This is a genomic window from Bacillus cereus group sp. MG1, assembly GCF_040460035.1.
Classification (GTDB): domain Bacteria; phylum Bacillota; class Bacilli; order Bacillales; family Bacillaceae_G; genus Bacillus_A; species Bacillus_A cereus.
In genome coordinates, this window is sequence record NZ_JARVGY010000001.1 from 336,721 (window position 1) to 354,108 (window position 17,388).

Here is a 17,388-nt window from a genome sequence, read left to right on the forward strand (position 1 = left end):
TAAAAAAGAAACTTGCGCTTATGCACAAGTTTCTTTTCAAAAACATCCTTATTTTTTCACAACTTCATGTCCACCGAACTGATTACGTAGTGCTGAAACTACTTTTCCATGGAATGTATCATCTTCCTGAGAACGATAGCGCATAAATAATGACATAGCGATTACTGGTGCTGCAGCTTGAAGTTCAAGTGCAGTTTCAACAGTCCATTTTCCTTCTCCTGAAGAGTTCATTACACCTTTAATGCCATCTAGTTTCGGATCTTCTGCAAATGCTTTTTCAGTTAAGTCCATTAACCAACCACGGATAACTGATCCATTCGCCCATACTTTTGCAACATCTTCATAATTGAAATCAAAGTCACTCTTATCTAGTACTTCAAATCCTTCAGCGATTGCTTGCATCATGCCGTACTCAATACCGTTATGAACCATTTTTAAGAAATGACCACTACCAACACGGCCAGCATAAGAATAGCCATTTTCTACTGCTAAATCTTTAAATAAAGGTTCTAATTGGTCGTAAATTTCTTTTTCTCCACCAACCATTAAGCAAGCACCGTATCTAGCTCCTTCTACACCGCCTGATGTACCGATATCTACATAATGTAATCCGAAGCTTTTTGCTTCTTCAGCACGGCGTAACGTATCTTTATAGAATGAATTTCCGCCTTCAATAACGATATCACCTTCATCTAATAACGGATAAACATCTTTTAGTACTGACTCTACAACTTCTCCTGCAGGCACCATTACCCAAATTGTACGAGGAGCTTCTAATTCAGCGATCATTTCTTTTAATGTATGACGTGCAGTAATTCCTAGTTTTCCTGCCTTTTCAACAAGCTCTTTATTTACATCGTATACAACTACTTCATGCTTGTCTTCATATAAGTGTTCAGCTAATGGGAATCCCATTTTTCCTAATCCAATTAAACCTAGTTTCATATTAATCAATCTCCTATTCTATACAAATATATTTAATATCGAAATTAGCCCAAGTGCTACTACAGATAATATAGTCTCCATTGCAGTCCATGTTAATAATGTTTCTTTCACAGTCATTCCGAAATACTCTTTAATCATCCAAAATCCTGAATCATTCACGTGTGATAAAATTAATGACCCTGCACCAGTTGCAAGTGCTAATAATTCAACATTTACACCTGGTGTGCTTGCTGCAATCGGCGCAACAATACCAGCTGCTGTCATCATAGAAACAGTTGCCGATCCAGTTGCAATTCGAATAAGTGCCGCAATTCCCCACCCTAATAATATCGCTGAAATATGTGATTCTTTCGCCATATCTGCAATTGTCGTTCCAATTCCAGAATCTAATAATACTTTATTAAATGCACCGCCTGCACCAATCACTAACAATATGTTTGCAATAGGTCCAAGGCAATCATTTGTAAATTGTAACACTTTATCTTTTGAGAAACCTTTTGCATATCCAAGACTAAAGAAAGAGTAAATGGTTGCAATTAATAAAGCCACAATCGGATCTCCAATAAAGTGTAATACTTGTGCTAGTTGACTCGTTTTATTTAATGCAACTTCTGCTATTGATGCACCAAGCATAAGAAATACTGGAAGTAAAATTGTAAACAATGTATTCCCAAAGCTTGGAAGCTCTTTTTTATTATCTTTTTCAATAAATTGCTCCGCTATATCTAATGGTACTTCCTTATGTATACGAGCACCAATCCATTTCCCGTAAAGTGGACCTGAAATAATTGCAGTTGGAAGTCCGACAATTAATGCATATAAAATTGTCTTCCCTACATCTGCTTTAAAAATACCAACTGCCGCCATTGCCGCTGGATGCGGCGGCACTAGTCCGTGCACAACGGATAGTCCTGCTACTAGCGGGATACCGATTGTAATAAGTGATACCCCTGTTTCTAATGCAATTGTAAATACTAACGGAATTAATAGTACAAATCCAACTTGGAAAAATACCGGAATCCCTACTAAAAATGCAACGAACATCATCGCCCAGTGAACTCGTTTCTTCCCAAAACGATTAATTAATGTGTTAGCGATACGTTCAGCACCACCAGATTCGGCCATCATTTTTCCAAGCATCGTTCCTAGTGCTAAAACTATTGCTAAAAATCCTAACGTATTACCAAGTCCTAGTTTAATAGAATCAATAATTCCTGGATCTTTTGGTGAAGTTCCAATTAAAGGCATTCCCATTGCTAATCCTACACCAATTGCTGTTAAAATTAATGCGACAAATGGATGCCATTTTACTACCGTAATAAGTAAAAGTAGTATGACAACTGCCGCTAGTACGATCCCAACTACCATTTCTCCCAATCCCCCTATTTTTTACGTTGGAAAGCAGCTATACAATCAAATTCTTCTTTCAAGCGATTGTAAAGTCGTTCATACATATAAAACATTTCTAAATATATAGCCGTATTTTCTTTATTCGGTACATGATGATGGACAATATCAATCCAATCCTTTACCTCTTCAAGAGAATCAATTTTTCCTACAGCATACAAAGCAACTGCCGCTGCCCCAAGCGCAGATGCTTCATGACTTTCAGGTACAAGCAATTCTTTTCCCATCATATCGGACAACATTTGTCTCCAAAATGCAGATTTTGCAAACCCTCCTGAAACTCGTATTTCAGTAAGTGGCCCTGTACAATCCCTGATTGCGAGTGCTACTGAATATACACTCATACAAACACCTTCCATCACTGCACGTATAAAATGTTCTCGCTTATGTTGAAGATTGATTCCAAAGAATGTACCACGAGCATTTGCATTCCAGTAAGGTGCGCGTTCTCCAGATAAGAAAGGTAAGAACAATAGCCCATCCGCTCCAGCTGGTACGCTTTCTGCATATTTAATTAATAAATCATAAGGATCAATGCCGAGCTTTCTTGCTACTTCTTGCTCTGGACTACCAAATTCATCACGTAACCATCTCAGTAATATTCCGCCGTTATTCGTTGGACCACCGATTACCCAGTGCTCATCTGTTAATGCGTAACAAAACGTTCTCCCTTTCTCATCTGTATTTATATTTGATGAGATTGTTCGAACCGCACCACTCGTTCCAATCGTAATTGCAGCCGCACCCGGTGATATCGCACCAACTCCTACATTTGCAAGAACCCCATCACTTGCTCCGATGACAATTGGTGTTTCTGCACTTATCCCCATCTTCTGTGCTAATTCTGGCTTCATACCTGATAAAATATATGTAGTTGGTACAGGGGTTGATAATTTTTCTGGTGACATATGTAACATAGTTAAAACATCTTTATCCCAGTTTAATGTTTCTAAATTAAATAACCCCGTAGCAGAAGCAATCGAATAATCAACTACGTAGCGTGAAAATAATTGGTAAATCACATACTCTTTAATGGAAATGAATTTATAGGCACTTGTATATAACTCTGGTTCCTCTTCTTTCATCCATAACAATTTAGAAAGTGGTGACATCGGATGAATCGGTGTACCTGTACGTCTATAAATTTCATGCCCATTCATTTGTTGTAATAATTTTTCTGATTGCTTCGTACTTCGATTATCTGCCCAAATGATAGAACGCGTTAATGGCGCACCATTTTCATCTACTGCAATTAATGCGTGCATAGCTGTACTAATACCGATTGAAGAAATATCTTCTGGTAATACATTACCTTTTTCAATGGCAACGCTTACACTTTTGTATACAGCGGCACATATTACATCAGGATCTTGCTCAGCCCATCCTACATTCGGTTGAATAATTGGGTAATCGATTGCATGTGATGCAATGACTTTTCCTTTTTCTGTGAACACAACCGTTTTTGTACTTGTGGTACCGATATCAATCCCGATTACTCTCCCCCTTGTTTCCATGCGAATCTTCCCTTCATTTCTAGCAAAATACGATTTAGTAAACCGTTTACATGAATTAGTATATAAAATATTTTTTCATTTATCAAGTTGTAAAAAGAAAATTTTTTTCATATCAAAAAATAAATCCCCTCATTCCATTTCACTTATATACTACATTTAGCTTTTCCATGGGGTAAAATTACGTTATATTCGTTACGCAATACACTCTTTCCTCTCATTAACAACACATACATAGTCCTCCATACGTTCTACTTATTTGCTTGAAGAAAGAGTTGAAAAGCAATATTCATTTTTAGCGGTCACGTAACATCACCATCCAGCCAAGAAAAGTAACTAACCGCAGAATGAGAATTCTGTGCATTTTGCTCTTATTTATTGTTTTAGGTTCACTAGTCTTTTATCTTGATAAACATAGAGCGTGGCCCCCCTACTATCACTTTTTTACCTTGTAAATATATCTTGCATACTATAAAACCGAAAAGTATTTTTATTTTTCAGAAAAATAAAAACAATAACACGAAATTTATTGTATAATGTTGTAAAAAGATGTCGGAGGGATTTAATGTTAAATAAAATATCTCAATTCACAATTAAGCTTTCGTCAATTCTTTTATCACTCTTACTATTATTAAATTTACCTTATTTATTTATCACTCAACAAGGATTTACCTTTCAACCAATTTATTTTTTTAATCAGACCGTTACTATGTTAAAACAGGTTTTTCCCCCTGAATCATTAGTGATTATAGGATCAGACCCGAAGCTTGGCCATTTCAAAAAAACACCATTATTTCCAACTGTTTTAGAACCTTACCTATATTCATTTACTATATTATTTTTAGCCTTTTTTCTTGCTCTCTTTTTATCATCTAGCATGGCATTTTTTTATTTTTTAGCAAAAGATTATATAAAAAAATGGATAAACCGAATTGTGTTCATATTAGAAGCTGTCCCTGATATGATGATGATGATTTGTTTGCAAATATTTTTCATATGGGTACTTCAGAAATTTGGGGAATCTCCTGTCACTATTATTTCTTTTAATGAAAATCGAGCTTATTTACTCCCTATTTTATCATTAGCTGTCTTACCTACATTACAAATGTTTCGGATGATGGTGTTATACATAAAAGAAGAGCAAGGAAAACATTACGTAGAGGTTGCATATGGAAAAGGCCTTTCATCAAGTTATATACTATGCATTCATTTATTCAAAAATATATCTATCCACTTCTTCCACCATTTAAAAACGATTTTTGTTTTCTTACTTTCTAATTTATTCATTTTAGAATTTGTTTTTAATATGGAAGGCATTATTCAATTTTTATTTAATAAGGCGTTTGTTTCACCTCCAGCTGCATTTATCACACTTGTTATGATTGTTTTACCATTTTACGCCATTTTCCAAATAGTCTCATTCATGATGAATAGATGGAAAAAGCAATTGAAAGGAGTATCATTATGAAATCTATTTGGAAATCAAAACGCTTTTTAATCGGCTTTACTTATCTATTCATACTTATTTCAGCTAGTTTTATTTATAGTTGGTTCTTTAAAGATAACATCCCAAAACCTCCTCAGTTACTTTACAATGACAATAACGAATTACTTGGAAAGGCCCCCTTTCCGCCATCGTTAATTCCACCTTTTGGATCTGATCGTTTTGGAGAGTCTGTTTTCTTACAAATTGTAGAAGGAGCAAAATTCACTATTTTATTGGCCATGGCAATTAGCTTCTTTCGAATTTTATGCGGAACATGTATAGGAATCCTCTTAAGTTTATTTGCTCCAAAACTCAAGAGATTTTTCCAGTCATGCTCAGAAGTTTTTTATTATATTCCAACTCTATTTATCGCATTCATACTCATCACGCCCGTTAATATTATAATCACATCAAATGCTGATGGGGTAGATCCAAATATTTCATTTACGTTTTATCAAGTACTCGTACTTATTTTCGTCGCTCTGCCTACACTTTCTTTATACATATCCTCAGAAGTTGATGAATTTATGAAACAAGATTACATCTTAAGTTCACAATTACTGGGGGCTAGTCGTTTTCATATTATAAAAAAACACTTACGAGTCTTATTACTTGACCGCTTATTTGTATTATTTATGGAACATATCGTCCAAACACTCATACTCGTTATCCATTTAGCGTTGCTTAACATTGTAATTGGCGGCATACAAATGCGTGAACTCTATGACGGAGTGCTCAAACCTGTTTCTCTATCTAATGATTGGGCAGGTCTTATTGGATTAAATCGTAATGAAATGAATCTTTCATGGTGGATTATTTTTTATACTCTCGCTTCATTCTTTATTACGATTCTATTTATTAAGCTTATGACCATCGGGATTCAAGATGCACTGAAAGCAAGAGATTCGCAAATTGTAGCAATTCAAAACGTTCCAGATCATAAAAAATTTGTTAAACATAAAGATTCCTTTTCGTTTGCAAATAAAGTAAACCTTTAATCATTTCTCATTAATCAAGTATTAATTGGCATCGATATTAGTAGAAAATAAAGAAGATGATCCCTATTAAATACAGGGATCATCTTCTTATACTGTCTAACTTTTTTACATGTCCTTTGCTAGACTCATGCTTTTTATATTTAAAGTGAATTATTTGCAATCACAATTATGTTTTTTAAAATCAATTACCATACGCCCTTGAATTCTACCTTGTTCCATTTCTTCGAATACATTTTGTACTTTATCTAGAGAACAAGTTTGAACAACCGGCACTACTTTTCCTTCTGCCCCGAACATAAACGCCTCTTCCAAATCTTTACGAGTACCAACTAGAGAACCAACTACTTCAATTCCATCCAGTACAAGTCGTGGGATGTTTAAGTCCATTGTTTCTACTGGTAGCCCTACTGCAACTACTTTACCGCAAGCACGTACTGCATCAACTGCTGAGTTAAAGGCTACTTTAGAGACTGCTGTTACTACCGCAGCATAAGCGCCACCAAACTCCTCTTGCACAATTTTATCAGCAGGACCTTGAGAAATTGGATTGATAGTCATATCAGCACCAACTTCTTTCGCTAAGGCTAATTTGTCGTCATTAATATCTACTGCGATTACCTTTGCACCAAATACATTTTTAGCATATTGGATAGCTAAGTTACCTAATCCACCGCAGCCATAGATTACAATAGGTTGACTAGGTTTAATATCTGATACTTTAATAGCTTTATATGTAGTTACACCAGCACAAGTAATTGATGATGCTTGAGCAGGATCTAATCCTTCTGGTACTTTTACCGCATAATCAGCTGTAACGATACATTGTTCAGCCATACCACCATCCACTGAATAACCAGCGTTTTTAACTTCACGGCAAAATGTTTCTCTACCAGTTACGCAATATTCACAACGTCCACAAGATTGGAACATCCATGCAATACTTACACGGTCACCTATCTTTAGTGAAGTAACATCATCAGCTATTTTCGTAACAATACCTACACCCTCATGACCAAGAATACGGCCATCAGTGTTACCAAAATCATGATTCGCAACGTGTAAATCAGTGTGGCAAACTCCACAATACTCTACATCTACTAACGCTTCACCTGAGTGTAACGGACGTAATTCTTTGTCAATCACTTCGATGTTTGCTTTGCTGTTTTTATTAACCACTACTGCTTTCATATGTGATCTCCCCTTTAGTGTTTTAGCATTTTAATGAGTTTATCTCACAACTACTTTCTTCACTACTTTGGCTAGTTATTCTACCAAATTTAAGTGTTCAATCATCATTACATCTTCATCATAACATGACACTTCATAAACAACTTGTGAAATTACGAACAATATTTGAATTATTACACAAATCGGTCTTTATTTTAAATTTTTAAAAATGAGAGTTTATCATTGACTATAAGTAAGTCACATATTTCTAAAACAAAATAAATTAACAAACTTCTCACCGATAAAAAAGCTCTTCACTCAATATTTTCTACATGTAAACACTTAGTTTCACAGTAATATCCTTTGCCACCAACATAAACTTTTTCTATTTTATTTTTGCTATTGGTTGCTAATTTAACTAATATTTCAGAAGGCGAGTGTAAAGAATAACCTTGTTCAAATACATAGACTTCTTTTTTCAAGTAGTCCTGTTCATAAAGGTAGCAAGCTAATGCACCGTTCGAAGTTCCAGTCGCTGCTTCTTCATTGATGTCGTATAGCGGAGCAAAATTTCTGCATATAATTCGATTGTCATTAAAAGTATATAGATGCATCCCGACAACATTATAATACTTGCTGATTTCTTTAATTTTTTCAAAATTAGGTTGCAGTGCATGTAATTGTGTTTCGCTTTTTATAGGAATTAAAATATCTTTTAAGCCCGTGGAGACAATTTGAATTGGGTATTTATTTTCTATATCTTTACTATCAAAACAGTCGATGAACTCGTTTGGAGATACAACATCATAGAATATCGGTTTATTTTGTTCCATGAATATGATGTCATCTTTTATAGTAATAGTAAGAACACCGCTGTTCGTTTCAATCGTATAGCGATTCCTGAAAAGTTTATTTAAATGCATCAGTATCGCGAAAGAGCCAATTGTGGCATGACCACATAAATCAACTTCTTCTTTTGGTGTAAAATACTCAAATTTATAATCAGCAATTTCAGATTCTGATATAAATGCGGTTTCCGCATAGCCCAGTTGTTTGGCTATTTCCATTTTTTGAGTAGTGGTCAATGTATTCTCAATAAATACCACTCCTGCTTTATTTCCGCCTTTATGATCCTTGCTAAATGCACTTGCAACATAAACAGATATTTTCATAAGACACCTTCCTCACTTATAGTAAATTATAGTATAGAAAGCACTACATATAAATTCCATTGGATAAATTATCCCTAAAATAAGAAACAAACTATTTTTAGCATTTGAACTCTCCAAAAATAGTTTGTCTACAGTCTGAAAGCTCTTCATTTGAAGAGCTTTTTTTATATTCGCTTCATCGAAATCGTTTCACGTATACTTTGTAAATTTTTTAGAGTTTCCTCTTGTCGCTGCAACGACAACCCTACATACAAAGTATCTAATAAGCTTAACTGTGCTAATCGTGATGAACTTGCTTCTGTGCGGAATTCAGTCTCACGTGTTGATGTATATAACGTTATATCAGCAAGTTGACTTAATGCTGATTTCTTATAGCTCGTAATCGCAATAATTTTGGCTCCTCTTGCTTTCGCTACTTCTAACGCTTCAAGTAATCCTTTATTGCTACCAGAATGAGAAATACCAATAACAACTGAATTTTCCGAGAGTAAACCTGCCCCCATAATTTGAAAATGCGAATCAGTATGAGCGATACAAGAAATACCCGTTCTCATAAACTTATGATACGCATCCATTGCAATAATACCAGAGCCACCATTTCCATAAAACTCAATTCGACTTGCTTCTTGTAAGGCTCGTACAGCCTGCTCAAGTGCCGTTTCATTAAGCAAATGTAAAGTATCTTGCAGTCCTGTAATATGCGAATGAAAAACTTTTTTAGCAACAGTTACCATACTATCTTCTGCTGATACCTCTTCATGGATATTTTGCATCGGTGTATGTACAATTTCACGAGCTAATGTAATCTTTAAATCTTGAAAACCTTGCAAACCAAGGTTTTTACATAAGCGGAATATCGTAGCTTCGGAACTATTCGTAACTTCAGCTAATTCTGTAATAGATTTATGTACAACATCTTGTGGATGTTTCAAAATATGTTCGGCAATACTTCGCAATTTCGGTGATAAACCATTTAACGAAGCCTGAATCTTTCCAATCCCACTTCTTGTACCAGGCATAGCATATCCTCCCCTTCCATCGTAGCTTTATCCTGTAAAAACCGATTAGTTGAACTAATCATCAGTGGGGATGGTCCTCCACTGATTAGAGTTTCACTTTATTGTACCTAATTATCGAAAGAAGAAAAACCTATATTAGGGATTACTATAATTTTTAATTGCTCCTATGTATTCTGTCATACGATATAACAGAATTATTCATGCTTATGAATAATTCTCTCCATGTTTCACTGCGTATAATGCGGCTTGCGTACGATCATCCACTTCCAATTTAGCTAAAACGTTTGAAACGTGTGTTTTCACAGTTTGTTCTGTAATATGAAGTTCTGCTGCAATCTCCTTGTTGCTTCTTCCTTTCGCAATTTCGCGAAGTACCTCTTGCTCTCTTTTCGTTAACATTGAAAAAGGATTTTCTACTTCCTTCTTTACTGCAGAACGCCCCATTAATGCAGGTGTTACTTTCGGGTGAAAATTCGCATTTCCTTGATGTACTGCAATAATAGAAGCGACAAGTTGCTCAGGTTGTACTTCTTTTAATTGATAACCATCTGCTCCAGCTTCAAGTGCTGGTATAACATAATCTTGCTCTGAAAAACTACTTAATATAAGTACCTTTATTGTCTCATCATATTGCTTTAGACGTTTTGTTGCCTCAATTCCATCCATTTTCGGCATCGATACATCCATTAGTACGACATCTGGTCTTTCTTTTTGCACGAAATGTAATGCCTCTTCGCCATTTTCCGCTTCCCCAATAATTTCAAATTCTTCTCTCGTTTTCAAAAAGAATACAAGTCCTCTTCGAACGATATGATGATCCTCAACTAGTAGCAGTTTAATCTTCAACCTTATTCTCCCCTTCAAATCGGCAATTGAATTTCTATTTTTGTACCCTTTTTCAGCTCTGTTATAATTTGAAACGATCCCTTCATTAACTGAATACGTTCCTCCATACTTTTCAGGCCAAGTGCTGATTCCCTTACCTGTTCTTGTATAAATCCTATTCCATTGTCTTCTATGTAAAAATGTAACTGGTTATTTTCTATTTTCAAAAGAATATGTACCTTTTCACACGAAGCATGCTTTTTACAATTATGTAGCGCCTCTTGGCTAATACGCCATAAAACTTCTTCTATTTCATCCCCCATTGAAACCATCCCATCAATTCGAACTTCCACTTGAACTCCTAATAACTTCCCGTAATTTTGAATTGCTTCTGCTAATCCTTTCTCCAATCCTTCAGGTCTTAATTGCCAAATTAATAGCGTCATCTCTTGTAATGCTTCTTGTGATAATTCCCCAATATAACTTAACATCTCTTGCAATTCTCTATCTTGCGTCATATTCAGAGTACCTTTCGCTGTTAGCATAATAGAAAATAACAATTGTTTTACTGAATCATGTAAATCACGTGCAAGTCGATTTCTTTCCGCTACCACTACATATTTACGTTCTTTCTCAACTAATTGAATACGTTGTATTGTCGTTCCAATTTGAAATGCAATTGATTCTAATAATGCTAACTCTTCCTCAGAAAAATGAGTCTTATGAGGTGCAGCCACATTTAGTAGACCAAATTTTTCTGATCCAGACCTAAGCGGAATTGTCGCATGATGTGTAACATCTTCTGTCTCTCCCCAATTACATTCAATTGCATCTTCTATTCGCTTACATTCAATAATATTAGTCGCTTTTTCCAATCTCCCATTTACAAAACGTTCTACACACCAACAGTTTCCTTCACACATCGGCTTCTTCTTTTGCCACGTAAGAGCCTCTGGTAAATTTTCGTCTACAAGCATACTGTGCTTTCCACTTTCATCAATAAAGAATATCCACCCTGTTTGTAAATTCATTACTTGTAACAATGTATGCAACACTTTTTCTAACATATCCTGTAAGTTTGTTGCTTCATTTAATAATTCAGCAATTTCTTTTAATGCTTCTAAACGACGCATCTCTTTTTCTTCAAAGTTCATTCTCATCACCAACTACAATTATAACATTAAGAAATTTCTAAATTCTATAAATAAAAAAAGAACCGAATTCCTTCAGCCTTTCTTTATATCAATCATTTTATTATTGTTATTCTATCCAATGTTGGAAGCAGAATTTTTGTTAACAAACGATTCTACTTTAGCTGTCCGATAAAGATTGTCCACCATGGATATGCTGTAAACCTTCAGTAGTAACAACCATATTCGCTGCTGGCATTTGCACTTGATTTTTATGGAACATAGACATTAATTCAAATCTTACTTGTCTAGAAGTTTCAAAATAATCTTCTGGCTTTATTAAACCTGTAATACAAAATTCATAGCCAACATATTTCAAGTTAGGATTTAAGTCTGTAACACCGACGTATTTAAATGGTTCAACAGCCTCATCCTCTACTCTATAAAGAGTTTGATTCAATTTTTCATTGCATATAACACATACTTCTTCTAACAATTCCTTCACTCTTGTTGGATCTTCCTGATAACTTACCGTGATGCGTTCAATTACACGCATCCATCCTTTATTAAAATTTTGTATCGTTCTAATCTCTCCGTGCGGGATGGTAAGTAGTTTTCCTGACCATTCACGAATTTGCATAAAACGAATACTAATCTCTTCAATAGTTCCTGAATTTGTTCCGTTAAAAGTTACAAAATCACCAACCCGAAACTCTTTGTCCGCTAATCTTGCAAAGCCTAATATAACATCTTTTAGCATCTGTTGTGCAGCAAAACCGATGACAACTCCAGCTATCCCTGCACCTGCAATAATACTTTTTATATCTACAAATTGGCTAATTAAATATATGATAAGACTGATGATAATGATATATCTAAAAATAGATCGAATTACACTTTGAATCGTTTGCTCTATCTCTTCATCAAAAAAGCTCGATTTCCTAAAAAACCAATCAATAATGCGGTTTATTACAAATGAAATAATGATTAGAACGAAAGCAAATAGTAAAAATCTTAAAAGTAAAAACTCTCTTACATAATTAAAAAATTCTTCCGTATACGTTAATAAGCTCATTTAACCACTTCCTTACTAATTAAAAAATTCATAATCGCCTAAGTTTGTTCCAGAAAAATCTATTATCCTAATCTAAAATGCCGCTACCCTTACTATGTATTTTGACTCTATTACTAATTCACTTTAAACAGTATGTCTAGCTGTTCTTTTTCCTTTCCCTTTAAATATACCCTTTTTAATAACCTAAGGGGGAGCAAATCGTGAAATTTTTTTATACGTTAAAACTTTATTCATCTCATTACGATTTCAACTCATTTATTCATTAACTACGTAAAAAAAGAGCTGAATTTATCAGCTCTTTTATTCGATATTAATTGTTGTCTTACTACTTTTTTCTTCTTTCAATTTTGGCAATTCAATTGTCAGTACGCCATCTTTATAATTTGCTCTAACATTTTCTTCCTCAACTTGTTTAAAACTAAAGCGTCGAGTTACAGAACCTATAGAACGTTCTTTACGAATATATGTGCCATTCTCATTTTTTTCTTCTACTTCATTATGATTAGTTGCTTGAATCGTTAATACATCTTGTTCAAAATCAACTTGAATGTTTTCTTTTTGAAAACCTGGTAAATCTGCTTTCACAGTATATTTATCAGATTGCTCATGAACATCTACTTTAAAAGTATCCATGTTCAGTGGCTTCAAGAAAGCATCTGTCATCCCTTCTAATAAAGAAGGCCCAAAATCAAAAATACCATTTTGACGTTTTGTTATCTCTGGAAATAAATTACGCATATTTTTTCCTCCTTATTATTTATGAATGAAAGATTATCTCTTTCTGCCTTTATTATAACATTTGGTCAAAAAAGGTCAAAGTTTTTGTTTGACCTTTTTTGATGTATATTTTACCAAATAAAACACATGAGATATTTGACACCTCTTACATTTATAAAGAGGAATATATTTATATAATAACGAATAGTTTATATGCTCTTATTTTTCCTTAATGAGGTTACCTACAATGGGGTATATCGAAGAAATTAGAGAAGTTGTCGGATCAAGACCACTCAATTTATTAGGCGTTGCGGTAGCTGTTTTCAATGAACAAGGACAAATAAAAGAGACCTTTTTTAAAGGCCTCTTTTTTCACTTCACTTCTGCATGTAGGCATGACTTAAAATGTCCAAGTGCATATTCATGCCCTTGTGCATTAAAAGATGCAACCGCCTTTTCATAAACAACAATTTTAAACCCTTTATTATAAGCATCTACTGCTGTATGAAGAACACAAATATCAGTACAAACACCTACAAGATGAACTTCTGCTATTCCTCTTTCTCTTAACTTCATCTCTAAGTCTGTTCCTGCAAATGCACTATACCGTGTTTTATCCATGTAATATACATTCTCTGCATTTTTATATGTTTCGTACACATCTTGTAATTCACCAAACAAATCTCTTCCACTTGTACCAGCTATATTATGAGGCGGGAATAACTTTGATTCTGGATGATATACATCATTTTCTTCATGTTTATCAATAGCAAAGACAACGTAATCTCCATTTTCAATATATTGCTTCGTTATATGTACAATTTCCTTCTCAATTTCCTGTCCTGGTTTCCCGCATGTTAAAGCGCCTTTCTCAGCTACAAAATCATATGTATAATCAATATTTATAAGAGCTCGTTTCATTACTATCTCTCCTTCTCCTGTTTCACAGTAAACAATAGAAAATTTGTTATTACGACATCGTATGTACTATTCGACATTTCAAATGAAATACCTACATTTTTCTTGCAAAACTCACCTTAATCCGAGTTTATCATAAAGTGAAACTTTAATCATTGGAGAGTTTGTTCATCTCCAATGATTATCAGCCCTCATCAATCGTGCATTTACAGGCAGTTGATCTCCCACCTAATCTCCTCACCTATACCGAGTTTTAAGGTAAGGTCTTACTGCCCGTTAGTGCGGGATATAATAGATAAACAATGGTAAAATAAATAGCTCCTATTAATAAGTCATGAATTTGATAATTGAGCGTAGCTTGAATCATCTCTTGTATCGTAAACCAAAATACTGCCATCATCATACTAATCAAGACGATACGAATACACCGATTCACATCTTCAACCTCTTTCTCTGTCATAGTAGTAACAAGTGATTACTTCCTATTTAATCGTATTAGAAAATGAAATAAGTTATTCACTCTTGCACACTCTAGTCCAAACAAAAAAGCACACTACTTTTTGAGTAATGTACTTTTTATTCTTGTTAAGACGCAGGTTTTGTCTCAAATGTTGCTTGATTAAAACTAATAACCTTTCCTTTCGGGTCATTGTTTTCATACTGAACTGCAGTAATTGTATGACTACCTGTTTCCAGCGTTTTTTCTTTTAACTGCACTGTTGTCTGCGTTGTACTAGTTACTTGATGTTTATCTGTATACATTTGATCTACAAATACGAATGTTTCTTTATCACTTTGAAAATTAGAAAGTTCTAATTCAACTTGCTGAATTAACGTATCCTTTTTGATGAATACAGTCGGTATATTGCCGTTTTCAGAAGTACCATCTGGAGTAATAACTTTTACTTTCCCTTCTCCAATTGACATTGCTCCTTCAGGAAATACAACCATATTCTCATCACTTGCGTTTACAACTTGTTCTTCCTGTTTTGATTGCGCGTCCTCTTTTTCCTGTGGAGCACCGCAACCAACTAATAACAATACAGACAATCCAGTGATTATGAATTTTTTCAAAATTCATCCCCCCTGTAACTTCATTATAATTTATTATACAAAAATAACTTTTAAATTTTGAGACTACTTTCAACACTTTCATGAACAAATAGAATCTTGCTCACGATTAATGTATCATACTTTCCTTAATAGAACATTAATTTTTTTTATGAAATAAATAGTAATTCCCTCTTATCTATCATTTTAGCCCAACATATGAATTACATACCCTCAAAAATAAAAAGACATTGTTAGTTCAATGTCTTTTCTATGCAGCAATTAAAAAACAAACGTTGTAATCTCATCTACTTCTTTTCTTGGAAGTTTCTTCGGTTTATCTTTCGGAAATCCGAGTGAAATAACCATATTTATTTGTTTTTCAGGCTCAATTTGTAAATATTGGCGCAGTTCATCTTGAGCTAGCAATACTGGCCCTGTCATTGGACAAGTACCAAGTCCCTTTGCATGTGCAGCTAACATTAAGTTTTGTGCCGCTAAACAGCTACTCTTAATGCCTTCTTCTTCCCAAACGGAATCTGGAACAAAAGCAATTGGATCAAATATCTTTTCACGGAACTTTGATTCATATGGTGTTGCCAAACATACAATTAATACTGGTGCCTCCGAGAAAGCTGTTGCATATGGTCCGAAAGAACGTGTAAGTAATTTCCCTGCTTTCTCTTCTCCATTTTCTGCTGCTTTTGCCGCAAGTTTATGTAATGCATCCCATGTCATTTGTTCAATTTCTTTAATCTTCTCTCGATTCATGATAACTAAGAATTCCCACGTTTGTGAATTCGTATCACTCGGTGCGTAACGAGCACAATCAATTATTTCTTTTATATCATTAGTAGATACTTCTTGATTTGTAAACTTTCTAACACTTCGTCTTCCGTGAATTACTTCTTTAAAATCTTCATAATTCATATATTAAATCCCCTTTTTACAGCGTTTTCAAAACTTGTCCTATGCTTGAATTATATCATGAAAAAAAGCCGGAAGAATACCAGCTTTTTTCTTCATGATTAATTTGTCACTTTAAACAAACGAATACTCTCTTCGTATGCAGCTTGTAGTTTTTTCGTAATTGGTCCTCTTTCACCAGCCCCGAACTGTTCATCACCAATTTGAACGACTGGGAATATTTCAAGTGGCGTCGCTGTAAAAAAGCACTCCTCAGCGTCATATACTTCTTGTAATGAAAACTCTCGTTCCTCTACATCGATATGTAACTCTTTCGCTAATGTAATTACGTAGTGACGTGTAATACCATGTAAAATGAAATGATCCGCTGGATGTGTAATCAACTTATTATTCTTCACGATAAAGAAATTGGAATGACACCCTTCAGTCACAATACCATCTCGTACTAATATTGCTTCTTGATACCCTTGTTCATTTATTTTGTTTTTGATCATGATATTAGGAAGCAAATTTAAAGATTTTATATGGCAAAACTTCCACCTGATGTCCTCTTCTACTGTCACCTTAATCCCTGCCTCCATTGAAGCAACTGGTCTTGGGAACGAAACAAGATTTGCAAAATATGTCGGTTGTAAATCTGATTCATATACATGATTGCGCGGTTGTGTACCTCTTGATATTTGTAAATATACATTCCCATCTTCTTGAAACTGATTTTTTTCAATCATTTGATATAACTCTTCTACTAATTCTTCCTTCGTAAATGGTGGAATTAGTTTTATTTCTGCCATAGAGTTAAAGAATCGTTCTAAATGTAAATCTAATAAATGTGGCTTCCCGTCATATAGTCTGAATACCTCGTATATACCATCACCAAATTGAAAGCCTCTCTCCTCTAATGGAATCATCGGCTGTTCTTCCTTCGTATTTACAATTCTTCCGTTAAATAAAATCCAATCTTTATGAGTAGCTTTCATTCTTCCCCACTCCTTTATCACATGATTGTTTTAATTGTACAACTTATCTACACTCAAAAGAAGG

The 17,388-nt window shown here is 34.4% G+C and carries 17 protein-coding genes and 1 pseudogene; 3 read left to right on the forward strand and 15 right to left on the reverse strand.

Annotated elements, in window-relative coordinates; all coding sequences use genetic code 11:
• Positions 1 to 48: 48 nt before the first annotated feature.
• The 3 genes from gnd to gntK are packed head-to-tail and all read right to left on the reverse strand — an operon-like array spanning position 49 to position 3,866.
• A complete protein-coding gene (gnd, locus tag QCI79_RS01620) occupies positions 49 to 945 on the reverse strand; it encodes a phosphogluconate dehydrogenase (NAD(+)-dependent, decarboxylating) (RefSeq protein WP_000765995.1) in 897 nt (298 codons plus the stop codon).
• Positions 946 to 963: 18 nt separating this feature from the next.
• The gene (locus QCI79_RS01625; RefSeq protein ID WP_021727620.1) at positions 964 to 2,313 is read right to left on the reverse strand and encodes a GntP family permease; all 1,350 of its coding nucleotides are present in this window, start codon (positions 2,311 to 2,313) and stop codon (positions 964 to 966) included.
• Positions 2,314 to 2,327: 14 nt separating this feature from the next.
• A complete protein-coding gene (gene gntK, locus QCI79_RS01630; protein ID WP_000450004.1) occupies positions 2,328 to 3,866 on the reverse strand; it encodes a gluconokinase in 1,539 nt (512 codons plus the stop codon).
• Between the two features lie 562 nt (positions 3,867 to 4,428).
• Here gntK and QCI79_RS01635 point away from each other — a divergent pair.
• Together QCI79_RS01635 and QCI79_RS01640 are read left to right on the forward strand one after the other, a co-directional pair.
• On the forward strand, positions 4,429 to 5,331 hold the full coding sequence (locus QCI79_RS01635; RefSeq protein WP_000932682.1) for an ABC transporter permease subunit: 903 nt from the start codon (positions 4,429 to 4,431) through the stop codon (positions 5,329 to 5,331).
• On the forward strand, positions 5,328 to 6,347 hold the full coding sequence (locus QCI79_RS01640; protein ID WP_000836565.1) for an ABC transporter permease: 1,020 nt from the start codon (positions 5,328 to 5,330) through the stop codon (positions 6,345 to 6,347). The genes QCI79_RS01635 and QCI79_RS01640 overlap by 4 nt, the downstream gene beginning before the upstream one ends.
• 150 nt (positions 6,348 to 6,497) lie before the next feature.
• On the opposite strand, the gene adhP is transcribed toward QCI79_RS01640, so the two are convergent.
• The 7 genes from adhP to QCI79_RS01675 form a co-directional block, all read right to left on the reverse strand.
• Entirely contained in the window at positions 6,498 to 7,535 is a 1,038-nt protein-coding gene (gene adhP, locus QCI79_RS01645) for an alcohol dehydrogenase AdhP (protein ID WP_000649109.1), read from the reverse strand.
• 293 nt (positions 7,536 to 7,828) lie between these two features.
• Positions 7,829 to 8,686 (reverse strand): PhzF family phenazine biosynthesis protein, encoded by an 858-nt coding sequence (locus tag QCI79_RS01650; protein ID WP_000704316.1) that lies wholly within the window; start codon positions 8,684 to 8,686, stop codon positions 7,829 to 7,831.
• A 164-nt stretch (positions 8,687 to 8,850) separates the two neighbouring features.
• Entirely contained in the window at positions 8,851 to 9,705 is an 855-nt protein-coding gene (locus tag QCI79_RS01655) for a MurR/RpiR family transcriptional regulator (RefSeq protein WP_001119646.1), read from the reverse strand.
• A 204-nt stretch (positions 9,706 to 9,909) separates the two neighbouring features.
• Complete coding sequence (casR, locus tag QCI79_RS01660; protein ID WP_000694629.1) at positions 9,910 to 10,551, reverse strand: two-component system response regulator CasR; 642 nt, start codon at positions 10,549 to 10,551, stop codon at positions 9,910 to 9,912.
• Positions 10,552 to 10,565: 14 nt separating this feature from the next.
• Complete coding sequence (casK, locus tag QCI79_RS01665) at positions 10,566 to 11,684, reverse strand: two-component system sensor histidine kinase CasK (protein WP_001008466.1); 1,119 nt, start codon at positions 11,682 to 11,684, stop codon at positions 10,566 to 10,568.
• 157 nt (positions 11,685 to 11,841) lie between these two features.
• Positions 11,842 to 12,735: a mechanosensitive ion channel family protein gene (locus QCI79_RS01670; RefSeq protein WP_000055415.1), complete on the reverse strand. Its 894-nt coding sequence runs from the start codon at positions 12,733 to 12,735 to the stop codon at positions 11,842 to 11,844.
• Positions 12,736 to 13,035: 300 nt separating this feature from the next.
• A complete protein-coding gene (locus QCI79_RS01675; protein WP_001245065.1) occupies positions 13,036 to 13,473 on the reverse strand; it encodes an Hsp20/alpha crystallin family protein in 438 nt (145 codons plus the stop codon).
• Between the two features lie 226 nt (positions 13,474 to 13,699).
• Between QCI79_RS01675 and QCI79_RS01680 the strand changes: the two are divergent.
• Positions 13,700 to 13,795, forward strand: a pseudogene (locus QCI79_RS01680) (DNA mismatch repair protein MutT); the annotation flags it as partial.
• Positions 13,796 to 13,824: 29 nt separating this feature from the next.
• On the opposite strand, the gene QCI79_RS01685 reads toward QCI79_RS01680, so the two are convergent.
• The 5 genes from QCI79_RS01685 to dat all read right to left on the reverse strand — a co-directional run bounded on the left by QCI79_RS01685 (position 13,825) and on the right by dat (position 17,324).
• The gene (locus tag QCI79_RS01685; protein ID WP_000816762.1) at positions 13,825 to 14,373 is read right to left on the reverse strand and encodes a cysteine hydrolase family protein; all 549 of its coding nucleotides are present in this window, start codon (positions 14,371 to 14,373) and stop codon (positions 13,825 to 13,827) included.
• 250 nt (positions 14,374 to 14,623) lie between these two features.
• Positions 14,624 to 14,830, reverse strand: coding sequence for a hypothetical protein (locus QCI79_RS01690; RefSeq protein WP_000136533.1), 207 nt, complete (start codon positions 14,828 to 14,830; stop codon positions 14,624 to 14,626).
• A gap of 125 nt (positions 14,831 to 14,955) precedes the next feature.
• Positions 14,956 to 15,444 (reverse strand): putative periplasmic lipoprotein, encoded by a 489-nt coding sequence (locus QCI79_RS01695; RefSeq protein WP_000713496.1) that lies wholly within the window; start codon positions 15,442 to 15,444, stop codon positions 14,956 to 14,958.
• Positions 15,445 to 15,702: 258 nt separating this feature from the next.
• Entirely contained in the window at positions 15,703 to 16,350 is a 648-nt protein-coding gene (locus QCI79_RS01700) for a nitroreductase family protein (RefSeq protein ID WP_001105310.1), read from the reverse strand.
• 98 nt (positions 16,351 to 16,448) lie between these two features.
• The gene (gene dat / locus QCI79_RS01705) at positions 16,449 to 17,324 is read right to left on the reverse strand and encodes a D-amino-acid transaminase (RefSeq protein ID WP_000648368.1); all 876 of its coding nucleotides are present in this window, start codon (positions 17,322 to 17,324) and stop codon (positions 16,449 to 16,451) included.
• Positions 17,325 to 17,388 lie beyond the last annotated feature (64 nt).

Coding starts and splice junctions, on each gene's coding strand:
- gnd (WP_000765995.1), bottom strand. CDS start 945: ATGAAACTAGGTTTAATTGGATTAGGAAAAATGGGATTCCCATTAGCT.
- QCI79_RS01625 (WP_021727620.1), bottom strand. CDS start 2,313: ATGGTAGTTGGGATCGTACTAGCGGCAGTTGTCATACTACTTTTACTT.
- gntK (WP_000450004.1), bottom strand. CDS start 3,866: ATGGAAACAAGGGGGAGAGTAATCGGGATTGATATCGGTACCACAAGT.
- QCI79_RS01635 (WP_000932682.1), top strand. CDS start 4,429: ATGTTAAATAAAATATCTCAATTCACAATTAAGCTTTCGTCAATTCTT.
- QCI79_RS01640 (WP_000836565.1), top strand. CDS start 5,328: ATGAAATCTATTTGGAAATCAAAACGCTTTTTAATCGGCTTTACTTAT.
- adhP (WP_000649109.1), bottom strand. CDS start 7,535: ATGAAAGCAGTAGTGGTTAATAAAAACAGCAAAGCAAACATCGAAGTG.
- QCI79_RS01650 (WP_000704316.1), bottom strand. CDS start 8,686: ATGAAAATATCTGTTTATGTTGCAAGTGCATTTAGCAAGGATCATAAA.
- QCI79_RS01655 (WP_001119646.1), bottom strand. CDS start 9,705: ATGCCTGGTACAAGAAGTGGGATTGGAAAGATTCAGGCTTCGTTAAAT.
- casK (WP_001008466.1), bottom strand. CDS start 11,684: ATGAACTTTGAAGAAAAAGAGATGCGTCGTTTAGAAGCATTAAAAGAA.
- QCI79_RS01670 (WP_000055415.1), bottom strand. CDS start 12,735: ATGAGCTTATTAACGTATACGGAAGAATTTTTTAATTATGTAAGAGAG.
- QCI79_RS01675 (WP_001245065.1), bottom strand. CDS start 13,473: ATGCGTAATTTATTTCCAGAGATAACAAAACGTCAAAATGGTATTTTT.
- QCI79_RS01685 (WP_000816762.1), bottom strand. CDS start 14,373: ATGAAACGAGCTCTTATAAATATTGATTATACATATGATTTTGTAGCT.
- QCI79_RS01690 (WP_000136533.1), bottom strand. CDS start 14,830: ATGACAGAGAAAGAGGTTGAAGATGTGAATCGGTGTATTCGTATCGTC.
- QCI79_RS01700 (WP_001105310.1), bottom strand. CDS start 16,350: ATGAATTATGAAGATTTTAAAGAAGTAATTCACGGAAGACGAAGTGTT.
- dat (WP_000648368.1), bottom strand. CDS start 17,324: ATGAAAGCTACTCATAAAGATTGGATTTTATTTAACGGAAGAATTGTA.